At 42.7% G+C, this 18,063-nt stretch carries 20 protein-coding genes and 1 pseudogene; 1 reads left to right on the top strand and 20 read right to left on the bottom strand.

Features of this window, described 5'->3' with window-relative positions:
• Positions 1-7 precede the first annotated feature (7 nt).
• Entirely contained in the window at positions 8-985 is a 978-nt protein-coding gene (locus BFM96_RS08025; protein ID WP_068992756.1) for an alpha/beta hydrolase, read from the bottom strand.
• Between the two features lie 114 nt (positions 986-1,099).
• On the opposite strand from BFM96_RS08025, the gene BFM96_RS08030 reads away from it, so the two are divergent.
• Entirely contained in the window at positions 1,100-1,630 is a 531-nt protein-coding gene (locus BFM96_RS08030) for a TetR/AcrR family transcriptional regulator (protein WP_068992758.1), read from the top strand.
• Positions 1,631-1,962: 332 nt separating this feature from the next.
• Here BFM96_RS08030 and BFM96_RS11495 read toward each other — a convergent pair.
• The 19 genes and pseudogenes from BFM96_RS11495 to hemA all read right to left on the bottom strand — a co-directional run bounded on the left by BFM96_RS11495 (position 1,963) and on the right by hemA (position 18,046).
• Positions 1,963-3,417, bottom strand: a pseudogene (locus tag BFM96_RS11495) (IS66 family transposase).
• Positions 3,371-3,577, bottom strand: coding sequence for an IS66 family transposase (locus tag BFM96_RS08045; protein WP_068988780.1), 207 nt, complete (start codon positions 3,575-3,577; stop codon positions 3,371-3,373). The pseudogene BFM96_RS11495 and the gene BFM96_RS08045 overlap by 47 nt, the downstream one beginning before the upstream one ends.
• A gap of 49 nt (positions 3,578-3,626) precedes the next feature.
• The gene (gene tnpB, locus BFM96_RS08050; protein ID WP_068992762.1) at positions 3,627-3,977 is read right to left on the bottom strand and encodes an IS66 family insertion sequence element accessory protein TnpB; all 351 of its coding nucleotides are present in this window, start codon (positions 3,975-3,977) and stop codon (positions 3,627-3,629) included.
• Complete coding sequence (locus tag BFM96_RS08055; protein WP_068990903.1) at positions 3,958-4,143, bottom strand: hypothetical protein; 186 nt, start codon at positions 4,141-4,143, stop codon at positions 3,958-3,960. Before BFM96_RS08055 ends, tnpB begins: the two co-directional genes overlap by 20 nt.
• Before the next feature lie 118 nt (positions 4,144-4,261).
• On the bottom strand, positions 4,262-4,846 hold the full coding sequence (locus BFM96_RS08060; RefSeq protein WP_068992764.1) for a flavin reductase family protein: 585 nt from the start codon (positions 4,844-4,846) through the stop codon (positions 4,262-4,264).
• Between the two features lie 12 nt (positions 4,847-4,858).
• Positions 4,859-5,617, bottom strand: coding sequence for an ABC transporter ATP-binding protein (locus BFM96_RS08065; protein ID WP_068992766.1), 759 nt, complete (start codon positions 5,615-5,617; stop codon positions 4,859-4,861).
• Positions 5,607-6,392 carry an ATP-binding cassette domain-containing protein gene (locus BFM96_RS08070; protein WP_068992769.1) on the bottom strand — a complete coding sequence of 262 codons (786 nt, stop codon included), beginning with the start codon at positions 6,390-6,392 and terminating at the stop codon, positions 5,607-5,609. The genes BFM96_RS08065 and BFM96_RS08070 overlap by 11 nt, the downstream gene beginning before the upstream one ends.
• Positions 6,380-7,186, bottom strand: a complete 807-nt coding sequence (locus BFM96_RS08075; protein WP_068992771.1) for an ABC transporter permease — start codon at positions 7,184-7,186, stop codon at positions 6,380-6,382. Before BFM96_RS08075 ends, BFM96_RS08070 begins: the two co-directional genes overlap by 13 nt.
• Positions 7,183-8,115, bottom strand: a complete 933-nt coding sequence (locus BFM96_RS08080) for an ABC transporter permease (protein WP_068992774.1) — start codon at positions 8,113-8,115, stop codon at positions 7,183-7,185. The genes BFM96_RS08075 and BFM96_RS08080 overlap by 4 nt, the downstream gene beginning before the upstream one ends.
• Positions 8,116-8,298: 183 nt before the next feature.
• Entirely contained in the window at positions 8,299-9,912 is a 1,614-nt protein-coding gene (nikA, locus tag BFM96_RS08085) for a nickel ABC transporter substrate-binding protein (protein ID WP_068992777.1), read from the bottom strand.
• An 18-nt stretch (positions 9,913-9,930) separates the two neighbouring features.
• Entirely contained in the window at positions 9,931-11,034 is a 1,104-nt protein-coding gene (locus BFM96_RS08090; protein WP_068992780.1) for an NADH-dependent flavin oxidoreductase, read from the bottom strand.
• Positions 11,034-11,624: a histidine phosphatase family protein gene (locus tag BFM96_RS08095; RefSeq protein ID WP_068992783.1), complete on the bottom strand. Its 591-nt coding sequence runs from the start codon at positions 11,622-11,624 to the stop codon at positions 11,034-11,036. Before BFM96_RS08095 ends, BFM96_RS08090 begins: the two co-directional genes overlap by 1 nt.
• On the bottom strand, positions 11,621-12,343 hold the full coding sequence (gene cobS / locus BFM96_RS08100) for an adenosylcobinamide-GDP ribazoletransferase (protein WP_068994275.1): 723 nt from the start codon (positions 12,341-12,343) through the stop codon (positions 11,621-11,623). Before cobS ends, BFM96_RS08095 begins: the two co-directional genes overlap by 4 nt.
• Positions 12,340-12,924: a bifunctional adenosylcobinamide kinase/adenosylcobinamide-phosphate guanylyltransferase gene (gene cobU, locus BFM96_RS08105; RefSeq protein ID WP_068992786.1), complete on the bottom strand. Its 585-nt coding sequence runs from the start codon at positions 12,922-12,924 to the stop codon at positions 12,340-12,342. The genes cobS and cobU overlap by 4 nt, the downstream gene beginning before the upstream one ends.
• Complete coding sequence (gene hemL, locus BFM96_RS08110; protein WP_068992789.1) at positions 12,917-14,203, bottom strand: glutamate-1-semialdehyde 2,1-aminomutase; 1,287 nt, start codon at positions 14,201-14,203, stop codon at positions 12,917-12,919. Before hemL ends, cobU begins: the two co-directional genes overlap by 8 nt.
• A gap of 1 nt (position 14,204) precedes the next feature.
• A complete protein-coding gene (gene hemB, locus BFM96_RS08115) occupies positions 14,205-15,185 on the bottom strand; it encodes a porphobilinogen synthase (protein WP_068992791.1) in 981 nt (326 codons plus the stop codon).
• The gene (locus BFM96_RS08120; protein ID WP_068992794.1) at positions 15,182-15,895 is read right to left on the bottom strand and encodes a uroporphyrinogen-III synthase; all 714 of its coding nucleotides are present in this window, start codon (positions 15,893-15,895) and stop codon (positions 15,182-15,184) included. The genes hemB and BFM96_RS08120 overlap by 4 nt, the downstream gene beginning before the upstream one ends.
• Positions 15,892-16,800 (bottom strand): hydroxymethylbilane synthase, encoded by a 909-nt coding sequence (hemC, locus tag BFM96_RS08125; protein WP_068992797.1) that lies wholly within the window; start codon positions 16,798-16,800, stop codon positions 15,892-15,894. Before hemC ends, BFM96_RS08120 begins: the two co-directional genes overlap by 4 nt.
• Entirely contained in the window at positions 16,787-18,046 is a 1,260-nt protein-coding gene (gene hemA, locus BFM96_RS08130) for a glutamyl-tRNA reductase (protein WP_068992800.1), read from the bottom strand. The genes hemC and hemA overlap by 14 nt, the downstream gene beginning before the upstream one ends.
• Positions 18,047-18,063 lie beyond the last annotated feature (17 nt).

Consider the following 18,063-nt stretch of genomic DNA (forward strand, 5'->3'; position numbering starts at 1 on the left):
TTTATTTCTATTGCTGATGCTCTTTGAAAAAATCATTCATTAGCTGAATCACTTCTTGGCTTTCTTCCCATTTAGGATTTTTAATTGCAAATACATGATCCAATTTGTGCTTGTCTCCTTTCGGATAATCTTTCAAATCATGATGAACATTATTTTGGGCAAGTAAAGATTTTAATTTTAGAGTTTCATTTTGAATTAAATCCTCATCGCCCGTAACTAAATAAACTGGTGGAAGAGTTGTTTTCGCTACTAAACTAGACGGATTCAGCAAATACGAATAATAGGCTTGATCACGATCAGACTCATTTATTACAAGCGGTGTAATGAAATCCATAAAATCATGGCGATCAGTTTCAAGCATAATGGAAATGAGGCCCATGGCCTTAAAACGAATATTGGTACCCTTTATGCCAAAATCAGCCTGTAATTCTGGACTTTCATTAATTGAGTTCGTAAAAAGCGATAATAATGCCCCTGCTGAATCACCTGTTAAGTAACTTGTATCCAGATTTAATCCTAACTCTTTCCTATTAGCATCAATATAGCGAAGCGCATTCATACAATCATCTATCTGATGCCACAACGTTGTCTCAGGCAAGCGTCTATAACTAATGTTGACAACGGTATAGCCCTTACGAACCCACTCAAATCCATAGTCACGATTGACTTCTTTATAAGAAGCAAATAATCCACCACCATGAATATTAACCACTACTGGCGTTGTATCATCAGCATTTTCTGGACGATAAATATCTAGTAAATGTCCTCTGTCTCCGTCATTGATATAGGGAATATCCTTTTCAACAACAATGCCTGTTGTATCAGCTGGTGTATTTAGCTGTTTTCGTTCTGGACTTTCAAATATCCATCGAAACGACACCAAGCGAAACTGAGGGACTTTCCAAATAATGATACCACTGATAAGCAATGCTGTAAGTAGACTCATCCCTATTTTAAAAATAGACTTTTGTTTTTTCTTGTTCATTCTTTCTTACTTCTCCTTTATGGACTTGACAAATGTCATTTCCTATTATAGAGTAAAAAATGATAAAAACAAGAAATGAAAATTCGGACTGAACAAAAAGGTGGTATCTGTTACATGGACAAACAACGATTAAACATTCTCAAACAAAACAACGATCAATCTCGAAAAATAACACGAGAATCTTTGACAACAGCTCTCTTACTTCTATTGAATGAAAAAGATTTCTCTCAAATTAGCATTACGGAACTATGCCAAAAAGCAGGTGTCTCACGAACAGCCTTTTACAGAAATTATAAGACAAAAGATGAAGTTCTAGACGATCAAATTATGACCTACATTAACGAACTAAGACAATGTGTCACCGAAGATCTCTACAAAAACTGGCTTCAGGCTTTTCTTTTTGTAGAAAAACACCGAAAAGAGTTGGAAGTGATTGTGCAGGCAGGATTAGAACATAGAATTTTTCTAGCCTTAAGTGTTCGTTTACCAACCGATCCTCGCATGCGAACCGTACAAATCCTCTGGGATTCTATTGCCTACGCCTTGATAATAGAGTGGGTCATTCACAAAACTCCAGAAAGCGCAGAAGAAATGGCCAACATCGCTTATGAGGAAACAAAAGCATTAAGTAGTTACTTTAGATAAGCTGTAAACTATTCCTAAAACTGGTGAATATACTAGAGTTTCTATATTGAAAATATATTTTTGCTTTTTTTGTATTTTTTTACATAGAACGCTGATAGAGCAACCAGAAATCTTGATCATCTCAATACAGTATTTTGAAACTGTCTTTTAGTCCACCACAGAAGAGAAAGACTTGTCTAACAGTATACTGGAGGTGTGGGTGTGAGAGAAAGGCAACAGACTTCGTTATGGGGCGGTTACAGAACGACTTCTTTAGAATAATCAAAAGTAACCGCTCCATAACGAGGTATATTGAAAAAGTTCCAAAGTCTTGCTTGACTCTGGAACTTTTTCTATTTGCAGTTGTTCTGAATTCGTTCAGTCCACGGTAAATAAGCCTCTAGAACCTCCTTTTTTGCGAGTGAATCCTCGTTTGGAAGATGTTCCAGAAGATAAGTGATGTATTTCTCTGAATCAAGACCATGCCTCTTAGCTGTCTCCAGTAAACTCAGGATAATGGCAGTTGCTTTAGCTCCCTCAAAACTTTGGGAAAACAACCAATTTTTCCGTCCAATGACCAAGGACTTAATGGCGCGTTCTGCTACATTATTGGATAGAACCAAGCGACCATCTTGAAGAACTGCCTTGAATAGTTCCTCATACTTAAGGCTATACTCTATCGCACGACCAAGTTTTGATCCAGGTAAAATAGATTGATTGCGGCACCAGTTGAAGAACTCATCCATCAAAGGGGCTAACTCTGCCTGGCGTTTATGTAGTCGCTCTTCAGTAGAGAGGTCAACCCAGTCATTCTCCAAGGCAAATAAGCGGTCGCAATAGGCTAATCCCTTGGCACCCAAGGAAGTCTTGTCTGCCTTTTTAGGAGTGGCCTCGAAGAACTTTCTTCTGACATGAGCCCAACAACCAACTAGCTGAGCTCGTTCTAACTGTCTATAGACACTCAGCGGTTCGCAGTTAACCAAGCTTAGCGTCGCTTCGTTCCTCAAGCTTGGACTGCTATCGCATAGGCAGAACTAAGGAACTAAAGTTCCAAGTTACTGCCGTAACATATCACAATGTACATAGCCTGTGTAATCTCCAAGAAACTCCTTCACAACCAAGCCACTCCGCCCTTTATCGTGATGATAAAGAGTGATTCCCTGTTCTTCATGCTTCCCAGACAAAAAGGTCCAGTAGAAGGTCAACTGACTATCATTTTCCAAGACCTTATAAGAAGTCTCATCCGCATGGAGAACAGGCTGTTCTAGTAATTTCTCGTGCAGAAGGTCATAAATCGGCTCGAAATAATACTGACTAGACTTGATGTGCCAGTTGGCGATTTCCTTCCGTGTGATTGGCAAGCCAAGCTTGTTCCAATCCTCTTCCTGGCGGTAGTTGGGGACTTTCAGATTGAACTTCTGATGAATGGTGTGGGCAATAATGGAGGCTGACCCCAAGCTATGGGCCAGAGATGCCTTAGGAACGGGAGCCTTGATAATTTTATCGCTAAGATTGTTCTCGCTACACGCCTGACACTTGTAAGCGTGTTGGACATGGTCAATTCGCTTCAATTGTGCAGGAATGAAGACCAACTCTTGCCGTTGGACGGTTGAACCAATTTCTTTCAACTGACCATGACAGTCTGGACAAGTGCAGTCTTCGCCTTTTAGTTCATGATGAACCATCTCCGGAGTAAACTGACTGAAAACAGCCTGACGAACTCCCTTGGTTTTCTTGCGTTTGTAGGTGATGGTCTCTGTTTCAACTGGGTAAGTCAGCGTCTTCTTCAGGAAGTGGTTCTTCTTCAAAGAGACTTAGCTGACCAGTTTGATGCACAACCTTTTCTGATGACTTGCCATAGAGCTTTTGTGTCAGATAAGCTACTTGTTCACGAAGGAGAGCAAGTTCATTTGTGAGTTGTTGGTTAACAGCTGCTTGTTGTTTAATAATGGCTAATAACTCTTCCATAGTCTCACCCTCCAGTTTTCTTTATTATACCGAAAAGAAAGCCATGATTTCAATAGAAATCACGACTGTTTGTAGGTTTTATTTTAGGGCTTATCGAAAATCCCTTCATCAGCCAGTCTACTTGCTCGGAAGTGAGGGTTTTGACCTCATGTTCATCATTAGGCCAAGTGAGTTTGCCGTTTTCAAATCGCTTGTAAAGCAACCAGAAACCTTGTCCATCCCAATAAAGAGCCTTGAAACGGTCTTTGCGGCCACCACAGAAGAGAAAAACTTGACCAGAAAAGGGATCAAGGTTGAACTGACTTTTTACCAGATAAGCCAGCGAATCAATCCCTTGACGCATATCGGTTTTGCCACAAACCAGATAGACCTGCCCTAAATCACTGAGTTGAATGACCATAGAGCAATACCTTATCTAAAATAGTTTCCAGTGTTTCTTGATGAAGAGATTGGAACAAGCTTAGTTCAACTTTTCCAATACGCATTTTCATTACCAGATCATTTCTGGATTTATGAGGAAATCGACGAGATTGTGGTGTTTTCAAGGGAACAATAGGTTGTGACATCAAAATAGCCTCCAGTTCTGTTTTCTGATAACAGTATACTAGAGGCGTGGAAAATATCATAGACACCTGGTTATGGGGCGGTTACAATCAAAAAGACAGAGATAATCTGTCTTTTTGATTATTCTGCTTTATGTTCTTCTTGTTCGCGAATTTCTTTGATAATCGTTCCCATCTGAACAAAGTCATCATTATAATAACGATACAAGCGTGCAGCCCCATCTCCAATATAGCTAATCGGTGAGAATTCTAGCGTCTTGAAGGCATTATCTTCATCAATCAAACTTTCTTCTACCACACGGCGTGTAACGCGGCCGATGACATTGGTTAAGGCACCACATTCAACCATTTCAATGACTTCACATTCGATAGACACCGGGCAAGCATCCACTAGCGGTGCATCAACGGTTTCTCCGACAGTATAGGATAAGCCTGTAAGGGCAAATTTATCTTTGCGACTATTAAAGCCTGCAATCTCAGACTCTCGTGTCAATTCTTGCGTGGGGATATTTACTGTGAACTGGCCGTGTTTCGTGATTTCGGTAATCGCATTTCCCTTGGTTCTCATAGCGACAACCATCATGCTCCCCAAAGAATAAGCAGAGCTAGAAGTCGAGATATTATAGCCATGAATGTCGTCTTTATAGCCTAGAAAGAAGACTGGAAAGCCGAAATAAAGTTTTTTAGTTTCAAATGTTTTTTTCATAATCATTCTCCTTTAATCATTTTGAATTGTTGCCATCATCTTACGAATACGGCATTTAGGGTGTTTTGGATTTTGACTTTTTGTCAATAGATTTTGAGTCGCTGGGTGACTGACTTCGATTGGATCGCTAAAATTTGTGATTTCATCTACAATCTGACCATCAAACATGACCAGAATACGGTGACAAAGAGCATAGCAAAGGTTGAAATCGTGTGAAATAAAGATATAGGTTTGCTGATGCTGGATTTTTAGTTGGTGCAAGAGGCGCAACAATTGCCCCTGAATCAGGGGATCTAAACCACTCAAGGCCTCATCAAAGATAATCACATCTGGCTTTAAGAGCAAAGCCCGTGCGATACAAATCCGTTGGAGCTGACCACCACTTAATTGCCGTGGTGTCTTTGGAAGGTAGGATTCATCTAGTCCGACTTCCTTGAGAATGGTCACAACTTCTTCCGTAGAAACGCTATCTTTCGTCGCTTCAGTCAGAATATCTCCTACCGTAAATAAGGGATTAACAGCATGAAGGGCATCTTGAAACACCAAAAGAATTCGAGCACCGTCCTTACGACGATATGGTTGACCATCGAGCAGAATTTCACCCGAACTTGGTGTCTCCAAACCGACGAGGAGTCGAGCCAAGGTGCTTTTCCCCGTGCCACTTTCCCCCATAATACCCACAATTTCGCCTGTTTTTACAGAAAAATGGCAATTTTGAAGGACATGTTTCTGGTCAAATTGTTTTGAAACCTGTTTACATTCAATTTTCATACGTCACCAACCGTTCGTAAGGATTTCCCAAGACTAGCTCTTGAGTATAAGGATGTTGGGGGTGATTGAGCACTTCTTCTACTGCTCCTTTTTCCACGATTTCTCCCTTGTAAATGACCAGCATTTGTCCACCCAGCTCACGCGCCAGCTCATAATCATGAGTGACGGTAATCAAGGTTTTACCATCTTCCTTCAAGGTTTGCAAGATGCGTAAAATATTGTCACGATTATAGGCATCTAGGGCTGACGTTGGCTCGTCTAACAAAATAGTGGCTGAGTCTAAACTCAATAAAATAGCCAGCATGACCCGCTGCAACATCCCTCCGCTCAGTTCAAATGGATAACTAGCTAGTAAATTATCAATATGCCCAAGTCTGACAGCTTTCATGGCTATACGTGCCTTTTCAAGACACTCCTCCTTGGTCCAAGGATAATGACTTTGGAGCGTCTCAAGAACATGAACTTGAATGGTCTGAAATGGATTGAACATCGCCATAGGATTTTGCATCATATAGGCTAGTTCCTTGCCGCGGATTTTTTGCCACTCCTTTGGAGTGAGGGCTTCTAAATCTTGATTTTTGTAACTCATCTGACCGCTTAGTCGAGCCTTTGGCGGGATTTGACCCATGATGAGCTTGGTCAGTAGGGTCTTGCCAGAGCCACTTTCTCCGATGATAACCAGAGAGTCCCCCTGCTCTAAGGATAGAGAAATATTTTTTAGAAGAATGTGACCTTCTAACTCAACCGATAGCTGGTCAATCTTTAGCGCTTCCATACTTGTCTCCATCCTTTCTCTTCAAAGTATTCTCCTGCAAGGTTAAAGGAGATAACTGTGCAAAAAATGGCAAGTCCTGGTGCCATCATCATCCAAAGAGCCGTCCGAAAATACGGCCTTGCATCATGCAGCATCATTCCCCATTCTGTGATATTGGGCTGCACTCCAATCCCTAAAAATGAAAAACCAGAAATCATTAGAATGATATTGCCAATATTCATCAAAGCAATGACTAAGATAGGTTTATATATAAAAGGTAAAATATGGTATTTTAAAATATGGATAGCGGACATGCCCATTGTTTTTGCAGCTACGACATAATGTTCCTGTTTGGCACTTTTGACGAGATTAGTGACTAGGCGAGCATAGAAAACCCACTCTACAATCACAATAGCGACAATCATGTTAGTCAAGCCCTGCCCAAGTATCCCAATCGTCGCTAGGGATAAAAGAAAGCTAGGAAAGGCTGAAATAACATTGGCAAACCAAAGGAAAATCCGCTCTGCTCTTCCTTGGTACCAACCAACGAATAGTCCTACTCCCACTCCAATAACCACTTCTAAAACCGTAATCATCAGGGAAAGAAAGAGGGAAAATCGTGCTCCAGAAATCAAACGAGATAAAATATCACGTCCCAGCTGATCTGTTCCAAGAAGATGCTGAGCGTCTGGTGGAGAGAGTTTATTAGCTACATCGACGTACTGTGGATCAAAAGGAATGAGCACAGGAGCAAATAGTGCACAGAAAAGAAGAAGGAAGAGAATGCAAGAAGAAAATAGAAATCGTTTTGTCATCTTGTCTCCTTTCCTGCTTTTCGCACACGAGGATCAATCCAACCTGTCAAATATTGATTGAGCAGATTATTGACGAGAAACAGACTGCCAAACAAGAGCATGCAGGCTTGAATAACTGGAATATCGACAGCCTGCAAGGCATGCACGAAAACACTCCCAATGCCATTCCAGGCAAAGACTTCTTCTACAATAAGTGAGCCTGTCATCAGATAAATACTGGTCAAACTAAGCCCGGTTGCCAAGGCTGGCATAGCGTTTGGTAGCAGGTGATGTTTGATAATAAAAGAAGTTTTCACCCCTCGCAAACGAGCATTTTCAACGTGGACACTATTCATCTGTTCACTAATGGATTTTCTGACGAGGGCTGTATATTGTCCAATCAGGGAGAGGCTGAGGGTTAAGCTCGGCAAAAAGACACTGCTCACATCTGCTTTACCAGAAACAGGCACCCATTTCAACTGCACTGCAAAAAGTAAAATGAGAAGATAGCCCAACCAAAAGGTTGGCATGGATACACTTGCAAAGGTTAAAAACTGAAGGATACGATCCCAAAAAGAATCCTTGTATAAACCACTGATAATCCCTAGTGGTAGAGAAACCACAAGAATCAAGAAAAAGGAAACTGCCCCCAAATAAAGAGTTGATAAAAAAGCATCAATAATCAAGGGCAAGACGGGCACTTTCCACAGATAGGAAATTCCTAAATCACCTGATAAAGCCTTTTTAGCCCAGATGAAATATTGCTCTACCCACGATTTATCAAGTCCTAAATACTCATTTGCTTGCTGCAAAGACTCAGGAGTGATAGCAATTTTTGAAATACGCAGGTAGTTTTCAGCAGGGTTTTGCGAAGAAAACTTGGTTAATAAAAAGGTTAAAAGCGAAATCATCAACAAAGCTGCAAGTAATGAAAGGATTTTTTTCAACATGTACTCTCCTTAAAACTACTGATAAAAAAGGAGTGGGAGAAGATTTTCGAAGACAATCGCTTCTCCTCACTCTTTTTAGTGTACTTCACGAAATAACTGATCAAGGTTTTGTGAAGGACCGGGGTTGCTCCTTCCTATCTGATTAGGTAAAGCTAGCTATCAGATAGGGGTTTGGAAAGAGTATTAGTTAGCTTTACTGATATATCTGAGAGGGAAGGAATTTTCTTCTGGTGCAAAGCGAACTCCTTCTAATTCACCTGTACGATAAACAGAAACGACAGATTGGTAGGTAAGTGGGATGTAAATAGCTTGCTCATGAAGAATTGTCAAGGCTTTCTTGTAACCTGCATCGACCTTGGCTTCATCTGGCTCAACTAAGGTTTCTTTGATGACCTTGTCCAACTCTGGTTTCACATCAAGTGATTCTAGAGAGATATTTTCTGGATGTCCGTGTTCGGCTTTTGCTGTAAGTGCCGTCATCCAAGCATGAGGATCCCACGGAGCTCCCCATGAATAGGTTAGCATCATATCAAAGTTTCCAGTTTTAGCATTTGCCCAATAGTCGTCTTCTTCCATAGCTTTTAATTGCACATCAATTCCCAATTTTTTCCATTCTCCTTGGAAATATTCTCCCAAGTCTTTATCCGTTGCCTTGGTTGAGATATAAGGCATATTGATGGTCAATTTTTGGCCATCTTTTTCACGAATACCATCCGCACCTTTTTTCCAGCCAGCTTCTTCTAGAAGTTTTTCAGCTTTGGCAAGATCATACTCATACGGAGTCAAACCTGCGTCTGCATGAGGGGTTGATTTTGAGAAAATGGTATCAGCCGGTGTTTCCGTTCCACGGAACAAGTCTTCGGCGATAGATTTCTTATTCATGGCATGATTCATCGCAAGTCGAACTGTTTTGTCTTTGAAGATTGGCTGAGTAGCATTGAGCAGTAATAAACGAGTTGATAGCGGCTGTGAAACGTCCGTCGTATAAGCTTTGTCTTTTGCGTATTGAGCAAAGGTATCTAGCCCAATCAAACCATTTCCGTAAAGAAGATCAAGATTTCCAGCTTCAAATTCCAAAGCACGTGTTTGGGCATCTGGAATGATTTTGACCGTTACTTCTTTTAATTTTGGTTTTTCGCCCCAGTAGTTTTCATTGCGAGCAAAGGTGATATATTCGTTCGGTTTTTTATCCTTGACTACCCATTGACCAGTTCCGATAGGAGCTTCGACATTATTTTTAGTCGTATCATCTCCCTTTGGAAAACCAGCGTCCCCCAAGAAACGAATTGGACGAATCATTGCTAAATCATACAAGGTAGCACTGTAGGGCTGTTTGAGGGTCACTTCAAACGTTTGATCATCAATCACCTTGTAGGAATCCAGCTGCTCTGTAAAGCTAAACCAGCTATGATTCCCCTTATTTTCTGCTGAAAAAATCGTATCAAAATTGCGTTTAACATTTTGAGCAGTGAAGCTTGATCCGTCTGAGAATTTCGCATCGCGAAGTTTAAAGGTATAGGTCTTGCCATCTTCGCTAATCTTCCAAGATTCTGCCAAAACTGGCTCAATCACGCCATTGTCTCCGTAGCGGACCAAGCCTTCATAGACCATATCTTGGATAACAAATTGGTCTGGGTTATACCGGTGAGGATTGACATCCCCAAAATCTTCACCCCAAGCAAGGGTAAGAGTGTCTTTGCTGCCTGCTGCTGGTGCAGCTGCATTCTTTCCAGACTGACAGGCAACGAGAATCACAGCACATAAGGCTGTTAGTAATGCAAATAATTTCTGTTTCATGTTCGTCTTTCTAGGCCATCAATAATTGCCTTCTAAATAATCGCGAAGCTCTTCTACAAAAGAACTAGGTAGTTGTAAATGCTCTTGCAAATCATCTTTATATCGAAGGATGATCTCCTCTTCTCGCTGGTCGAGAATCTTTTGCGTCCAATCAGGATCTAATAGCAAGGCACGCCCCAGAGCAAACAAAGGAATACCAGCTTCTAGCACCTTTTGAGCATCTGCGGCTGTTTGAATACCTCCAACCGCAATCAACGGCACACGCTGATCAATCTTTTTCAAAATCTGATGCACAATCGGTTCACCTTCTTTTGGATTGCGAAGAGAAGACTGCCAAACTTGATTGACTGACATATGCAGATAATCCACATCAAGACGAATTAACTGTTCCAATAATTGCAAGGTATCATAGAGCTGAATACCTGGCTCCTCAATTTCCTCTGGAGAGAAACGATAACCGATGAGAAAAGGCCGATTGGCTTCTTCTTTCACCAAAGCCTTGGCTTTTTTCAACAAGGTCTTGGCAAAACGCATTCGGTTATTGAGTGTCCCGCCCCACTTGTCCTTCCGTCTATTAGAGTGTGGGGAGAGAAATTGCTGAATCAGATAGGTATTGGCTCCGTGGAGCTCGACCCCATCCCACCCTGCTTTGATAGCGCGGCGAATCGCATCTAGAAAAGCGGTCATCACCTCATCAACTTCTTCGTAGCTAAGTGCACGAGGGGTGTCCACATAGCCATGCAAAGCCTTGACAGCACTTGGGGCGACTGGTTGTCCTTCAATGACATCGGGTAAAACCATCCGACCACCGTGGTAAAGTTGAAGAACAGCCAAACAGCCCTTATCTTGAATGGCTTTTGCCAACCGACTCAACCCTTCAATTTTATCATCTTCTGCTGCACTAAAGCTGTCTGCAAAAGCTTGTCCTTGGGGGTGGACATAGGCACTGCCGGTAATAATCATACCGACCCCTTCAGCACGCCTTGCATAGTAGTCAATATCTGCCTGCGATACATAGCCACCTGGATCACAGGCAGAAATGGTCATTGGGGCTAAAATCACACGATTGCGTGTTCGCAAACCATTTGAAAATACGAAGCATTCTTGAATAGATGTTTCCATTAGGATTCCTCCTTTCCGTTTAAAATAGAGATGTGCCATTCATCAGAATGGCGGTTGTCAAAGCACGTGACCGTTCCTTGGGGAAAATCAATATCCCAAAAGACAGCTTGAGTATCAATCAATCGTTGATAAATCAACCGCAAAACACCCAAATGGGCGACAATTGCAATGCTGTCCTTGGAATGGCGAACCGCCAAGTCATCAATCACTTGCCAAACACGTTGTTGAAAATGGGCAAACTCTTCTGCATCAGGTGGAGTTACCTCAAAAGGGGCCTCTAGCCAAGCCTGCCATTCCTTGGGGTAGCGAGCTTCAATCTCATCTGCCGTCAATCCCTCCCATTTCCCAAAGCCCTTTTCATCGAGATCTAGGATGCTCGTTAACCCGGAGTCAAATATGACACGAGCGGTTTCTTTCGTCCGTTTAAGAGAGCTAGTATAAATGTGGGAAACAGGATAATTTGCCATAATAGTCTGTAATTGCAGGGCTTGCTGTTTGCCGCGTTCATTAATCGATACATCGGCACTACCATAAAAGCACCGTGCTTTATTGTAATCGGTCTCGCCGTGTCGCATAAGAAAAATCTTCATACCATCAATCCTAGGAGTAATAAAATCTGAGAAATTTCAACGAAGGCTCCCAAGGTATCTCCCGTATGACCATCGATTTTTTTATAGACAAAACGCCGATAACCGATAGCACCGAGAAATACTAAGAAATAACCTAGAAGTCCCTTTAGCCCAAAGCCAAAGCCCAACACCAAGATGGGAAGGATTTGGGCCAGAGCGATTTGCACAAGCGTCGTTCCTGCAAAGAATTGACCAGAGCCACCTGTTGCACGCGCATATTTCATCTGATAGAGTTGCAAAGCCAAGCCAGCTTTTCCAATCATCGTCAAGCAGGCAACAATGAGCCACTTGGGTTCTGGTAGATAAGTGTAAGAAATCATCATGAGCCCATAATACAAGATGAGTGCCAGAACACCATTGCTCCCAATGCGACTGTCCTTCATAATCTCAAGCATACGTTCTTTGTTTCGAGAGGAAAACAAGCCATCTGCCATGTCTGCTAGCCCATCCAGATGAAATCCTCCTGTCAGTAACACATCAAATGCAAGGGTCAAGACCCAAGAAACGACACCTGGCAAAATCAGCTGAGCTAAATAGTAAAAGAGAGCAGATAGCGACCCCAGCAAGAGACCAAATAAGGTAATGATTGGAATACCTTTTCGCACATAGCTCAAATCCACTTCCTTATTGATGACAATCCGACTGAAAAATTGGGTGTAAATAATCAAGGCTTGAATCATTTTAATCGCTGTGATAGTCCACAAATAACAAGATAGACCTCACTTGCCTCCTTTGCCAATCTTTGGTTGATAGTCCCCAGAACATCCCTAAAATAGCGACCTAGCTTGGTTTCAGGGACAATGCCAAGACCTATTTCATTGGTCACGACATACAGGGTCATATCTTTTTCCTGCACAGCCTGTAAAATAGCTGTCCACTCTTCTTCAATTTTCTGCGTTACAAGTGCTTGTTGCTCCTTGCTTAAAAACTGGTCGTCTTCCATCTGTAACTTTTCTGGGAAATGTTGTGCAATCGCATCAAATAAAACATTGGTGGTCAGCATGGTCGCACAGTCAAGAAGATAGTAGTCGTAGGCTTGTTGCGAGAGCCATTTGCCAATCTGGGCGTATTGCTCATGAGTTGCCCAAGATTTGGGGCGACGTTCTTGGTGTAAACGTACCCGTTCCTGCCATTCTTCATCCTTATGCTTACTGACGCCTGTTGCAATGTAGCAAACCTTGTCCTTGTCCCAGATTTGCTCTTCCGTAAAGCGGGATTTGCCACTTCGAGCACCACCTGTCACTAAAATGAGCTTACCCATATATTTCTCCAAATACTTCTTCAAAAGCTGTGAGCGTTGCTTCAATATCCTCTTTTGTATGAGCCGTAGACATAAAATTCGACTCATACTGAGAAGGCGCTAGGTAAATTCCTTTGGCTAGCAGGGATTGGTAAACCTTGGCAAATAACTCTTGGTCACTGTTTTTGGAATCCTCGAAATTCCGAACAGGTTCTGGATTGAAGAAAAAGCCAAACATGGTTCCGCGATGAACGACTTGAAGAGGGACTTGGTACTTGTCAGCCAAAGATTTAAGACCATGGCAAAGCTGTTCTACTCGCTCTTCCATTTGCTGGAAGAGTTCTGGTGTCAAACCCTTAACCGTTTCGTATCCAGCCGTCATGGCAATAGGATTACCTGATAAGGTTCCTGCTTGGTAAATCGCACCAAGTGGCGCAACAGCCTCCATGTACTCTTTCTTTCCACCAAAGACTGCAACAGGAAAACCGCCGCCGACAACCTTTCCAAGACAGAGCAAGTCAGGCTCGACCTGATAAAGGCCTGTGGCACCTGTGTAACTAGCTCGAAATCCTGTCATTACTTCGTCCATGATAAACAGTGCGCCGTATTGCTTGGTCAGTTTACGAATCAGCTGGATAAAGTCTGGATCTGCTGGAATTAGCCCCATATTGCCGGCTACCCCTTCGATGATGACCCCTGCGATATCTTGTCCGTGCTGTTCAAAGCATTGGCGTAAGGCTTCTTGATCATTATAGGGAAGCGTCAGGGTATCTTGCACGGTCGCAGCTGGAACACCGGGAGAATTTGGCAATCCAAACGTAGCGACACCAGAGCCAGCTTGCACAAGAAAAGCATCGCTATGGCCGTGGTAACATCCTATAAATTTGATAATTTTATCTCTCTTAGTCACCCCTCGTGCCACCCGAATCGCACTCATAGTGGCTTCAGTACCTGAGCTGACCATACGTAGACGCTCTAGGTATGGCACTCGTTCTTGCAGAAGTTTGCCCAGACGCGTTTCTAAAGGGCTAGGTGCTCCATAACTGGTCCCCTTATCAACAGCTTCCTTGACTGCTCTTATAACTTGGTCTTTGGCATGCCCTAAAATCATCGGCCCCCACGATAAAACATAATCGATATAGCGATTGCCATCAACATCATAGAGATAGGCTCCTTTGGCCTTATCGATAAAAAGAGGACTTCCTCCGACAGCTTTAAAGGCTCGGACAGGACTATTAACCCCTCCAGGAAAAATCTCTTTTGCGTGTTCAAAAGCTTGCTTTGACGCTTCCGTACTCATACTAGCCTCCTTTTTTGGATAGATAAACCGCTAAATCCTTGGCAAAATAGGTGATAATAATATCTGCCCCAGCTCTCTTCATGCCAAGAAGGGTTTCTAACATGACTTTTTCTTCATCAATCCAGCCGTTTTGTGCTGCTGCCTTAATCATACTGTATTCACCACTGACATTATAGGCCACCAAAGGCAGATGGCTTTGATTTTTCACATCACGGAGAATATCTAAAAAGGCTAATGCTGGTTTGACCATTAGGAAATCAGCTCCCTCTTCTTCATCGCTTTTTGCTTCTCTCAAGGCTTCCAAACGATTGGCTGGATCCATCTGATAGGTTTTTCGATCCCCAAAGGCTGGTGCACTTTCACCAGCATCTCGAAACGGACCATAAAAGCTAGAGGCAAATTTAATGGCATAAGACATGATGGCGATATCCTCAAATCCAGCCTCATCAAGTCCCTTGCGAATAGCATAGACATAGCCGTCCATGGCATTTGATGGAGCGATGATATCCGCTCCAGCCCTAGCTTGGCTAACAGCCACTTCTACCAAACGCTCTAAGGAAGCATCATTTAAGACTTGCTCCCCTTCTAAAATCCCACAATGTCCATGGCTCGTAAATTCACACAAACATGTATCAGCTACCACCAATACTTCTGGGAAATGATTTTTAATTAGACGGATGGCTTGCTGGACAATACCATCTTCTGCTGAGGCTTGCGAGCCAATCTCATCCTTATGGATAGGAATTCCAAAAATGATAAAGGATTTAATTCCCAACTCCACACAAGCTGCGACTTCTGCTAATACATCTGTCAAGGAAAATTGGAAAACGCCTGGCATCGACGAGACTTCTTGCTTTTCTTCCAATCCTTCCTTCACAAATAAAGGCTGAATAACATCGTGAACAGAAAGCGACGTTTCTCTCACCATGTCTCGCATGGCTGCCGTCCGTCTTAATCTCCGATGTCTTGTAAATGATTTCATAACGTCTCCCTTCGTATGATTTCTTCGACCATCCTCTCAATGGATGGTGTAGTCGGCATCATCGAAACGACACCCCCATCTGCTTCGACTGCTTTTTGGGTACTGGTTCCGATGACTGCGATAGCATGACCCTTGGGTAAGTGTTCACACACTGCATGAAAACTTTGCCAAGCCGATGGACTGGCAAAGGTCCAGATAAGCTCTTCTTCGTTTAAAAGAGGGGGAATTTGGCCTTGCCCAACTGGATTGTATTGGGTATCATAGAGTGGCCAAGCCAGTACTTCATGCCCTCCTTCTCGCAAGCTCTCAGCAAGAACAGGATTTGACAAACTACTTTGAGGCAATAAAATCTTTTGAGTAGTGTATCCCAAGGCAAGCCATTCTTGGGCAAAATCCTTGGCATACTGAGAGTTGGATTCAAAATCTATCTTATGTCCCAACTTCGTTAACACTCGACTGGTTTGATGACCGATAGTTGCTAGTTGAGGCAAGGGGGTCTTTAAATAAGGTAATAAAAATTCTGCAGCAATAGCACTCGTAAAAAAGACCCAATCCATTTGAGGAATACTCTCTAGGATTTCCTTGGGCATAGGATTGGGCTGACAATGGATTAGAGGAAGATGGCGAACCCTGAAACCCACCGCCTCTAGCTGAGTTTGCAAGTGATTATCCAAGGGATGTTCTCGTGTAAAAACCACTGTCTTTGTCATGAAATCCCCCAAGCTCCTTGAGCAGCCAATTTGTCAACCGCTTCTTTTGCTAAGGTATCAGGGGCTTGCCCTGTCACACAAGCATAGAGACACGTACCTTCTTTAGTCGCTAACATAACGTCTAACTGATAGCCTGCTGGTAATTTCTGAGCATAGGCCGCGATAGGAAAGGTACAGTCCGCATTCATCAGAGCAAGAACCTCTCGCTCAATCGTCACGCATGCCGCAGTCTGCTCATCATGAATACTCTGTAAGATTGCTACAAGCTCTGGGTCCTCTTTTCGGCATTCAATCGCTAGAGCTCCTTGAGAAATAGCGGGTAAACAAGTTTCCAAGGTTAACGGCTCGATATGTAAGCCCCCTTGCTCCAACCAGCCCATACGTGATAGACCTGCCATCGCTAGGACAATGGCATCATATTCTCCATTTTGCACCTTTTGAATACGCGTATCGATATTGCCACGTAGTTCGCAGATGGTTAAATCTGGTCGAACCTTTAGGAGCTGTGCCTGACGTCGTAGGCTACTGGTTCCCACACGAGCACCTTTTGGCAAATTGTCCAAGGTTTGACCGGCTTGATGAAAAATCAAGCAATCACGCACATCTTCGCGGCGAGGAATAGCCCCTAGCTGGCAGCCTTCCACCAAAAGAGCAGGCATATCTTTTAAACTATGGACAGCTATATCGATTTCTTTAGCAAGCAAAGCTCGTTCAATCTCTTTCACAAACACCCCTTTTCCTCCAATTTCTTGGAGACTGATGGTGTTGAGACGATCTCCCTTCGTTTGATAGGGTACCAATTCAAAGGTGAGATCTGGATGTTGTTCTTCAAGAAGGGCGAGGACTTGCTTGGTTTGGGTCTGGGCTAACTTACTTTTTCTCGTTCCAACTTTAATGGTGGTCATCTTCCAATCCTTTCTTTCCTTGCTCTAAGCCAAAAATCTTACAAATCAAGGCAATATCATAGTGAGAATTTTCCCCAATCGACATTTCCTTCAACTGTAAAATCGGCTCTTTCAAAATTTGATTGACAACACTCTTCATGTGCTTAGAAATCTGTTTTTCTTCTCGCGGAGTCATATCTGGAAGTTTCCGCTTTAAACTCTCTAAAGAGCTGGCTTGTGCTTCCAAAGCTCGCTCTCTCAACTCTCGAATTAAAGGAACAATCCCCAACTGTTGCTTCCATTCATCAAATTTTAGAAGCTCCGTCTCCACTTCTGCTGCAATTTTTACAGCAATTTCTTCACGCTCTGCTCGATAAATCTCTAGCTGATTGGTCAAGTTTTCAATGGTGTATAGTTGCAAATCGCTACTTGGATGAATCGTTCTTGGCAAACAAAGGTCAAAGGCAATCACATCAGGCTTCAGCATAGATGGAAACAGGATGTATTCCCCTGTTTTCACGGCAGAAAAGACAACATCTGCTTGCTGAGCTATTTCTTCCAATTCTTCCCAAGAATGGGCTGACACACGTGAATCCTGCAAAAAAGGATGGGCTTTTTCGACCGTTCGATTTAGAAGCAAGATAGATGAAAATGGCTTTTGCAAGGCGTATTTGGTCACTAATTGACCGATTTCTCCTAAGCCAATAATGGCAATTGTCTTATTCTCATAGTCAAAGCCAAGAATATCCAACTGCTGCATGGCTGTTAGACTGATGGAAATCGGCCGTGCGTTAATACGGTATTCATCATGCATCCGTTTGGCAAAGGTCAAGACCTGACGAGATACCTCATTTAAAACAATCCCAGTCGTTCCTGCCTCTTTTGCCCGTTGGAAAGCCTGCTTCAATTGCCCTAAAATCTGTGTTTCTCCCAAGATTTTAGACTCCAAGCCAATCGACACTCTCAGCAAATGGCGCAGCACTTCTTCTTTTTCTTTAAATACTAGATAAGGCTCAATAGCCTCGGTTGCTACACCAAAGCAATCTGCTAAAAAATGCTTAGCATAATAGCGTCCTGTATGTAATTGATCGACGACTAAATAAAGTTCTGTCCGATTGCAAGTGGAGACAATGACATCTTCTAAAACACTTTTTTCTCGGTAGAGTCGCTTTAGGGATTCCTCCATGTGTTCCTCTGAAAAATGCAGTTTTTCCAGCACAGCTAAGGGAGTTTCCTTATGGGTCAATCCTACATACAATAAATACATATCACAATCCTCTTTCT

Origin of the sequence: Streptococcus himalayensis (assembly GCF_001708305.1) — a bacterium.
GTDB classification, from domain to species: domain Bacteria; phylum Bacillota; class Bacilli; order Lactobacillales; family Streptococcaceae; genus Streptococcus; species Streptococcus himalayensis.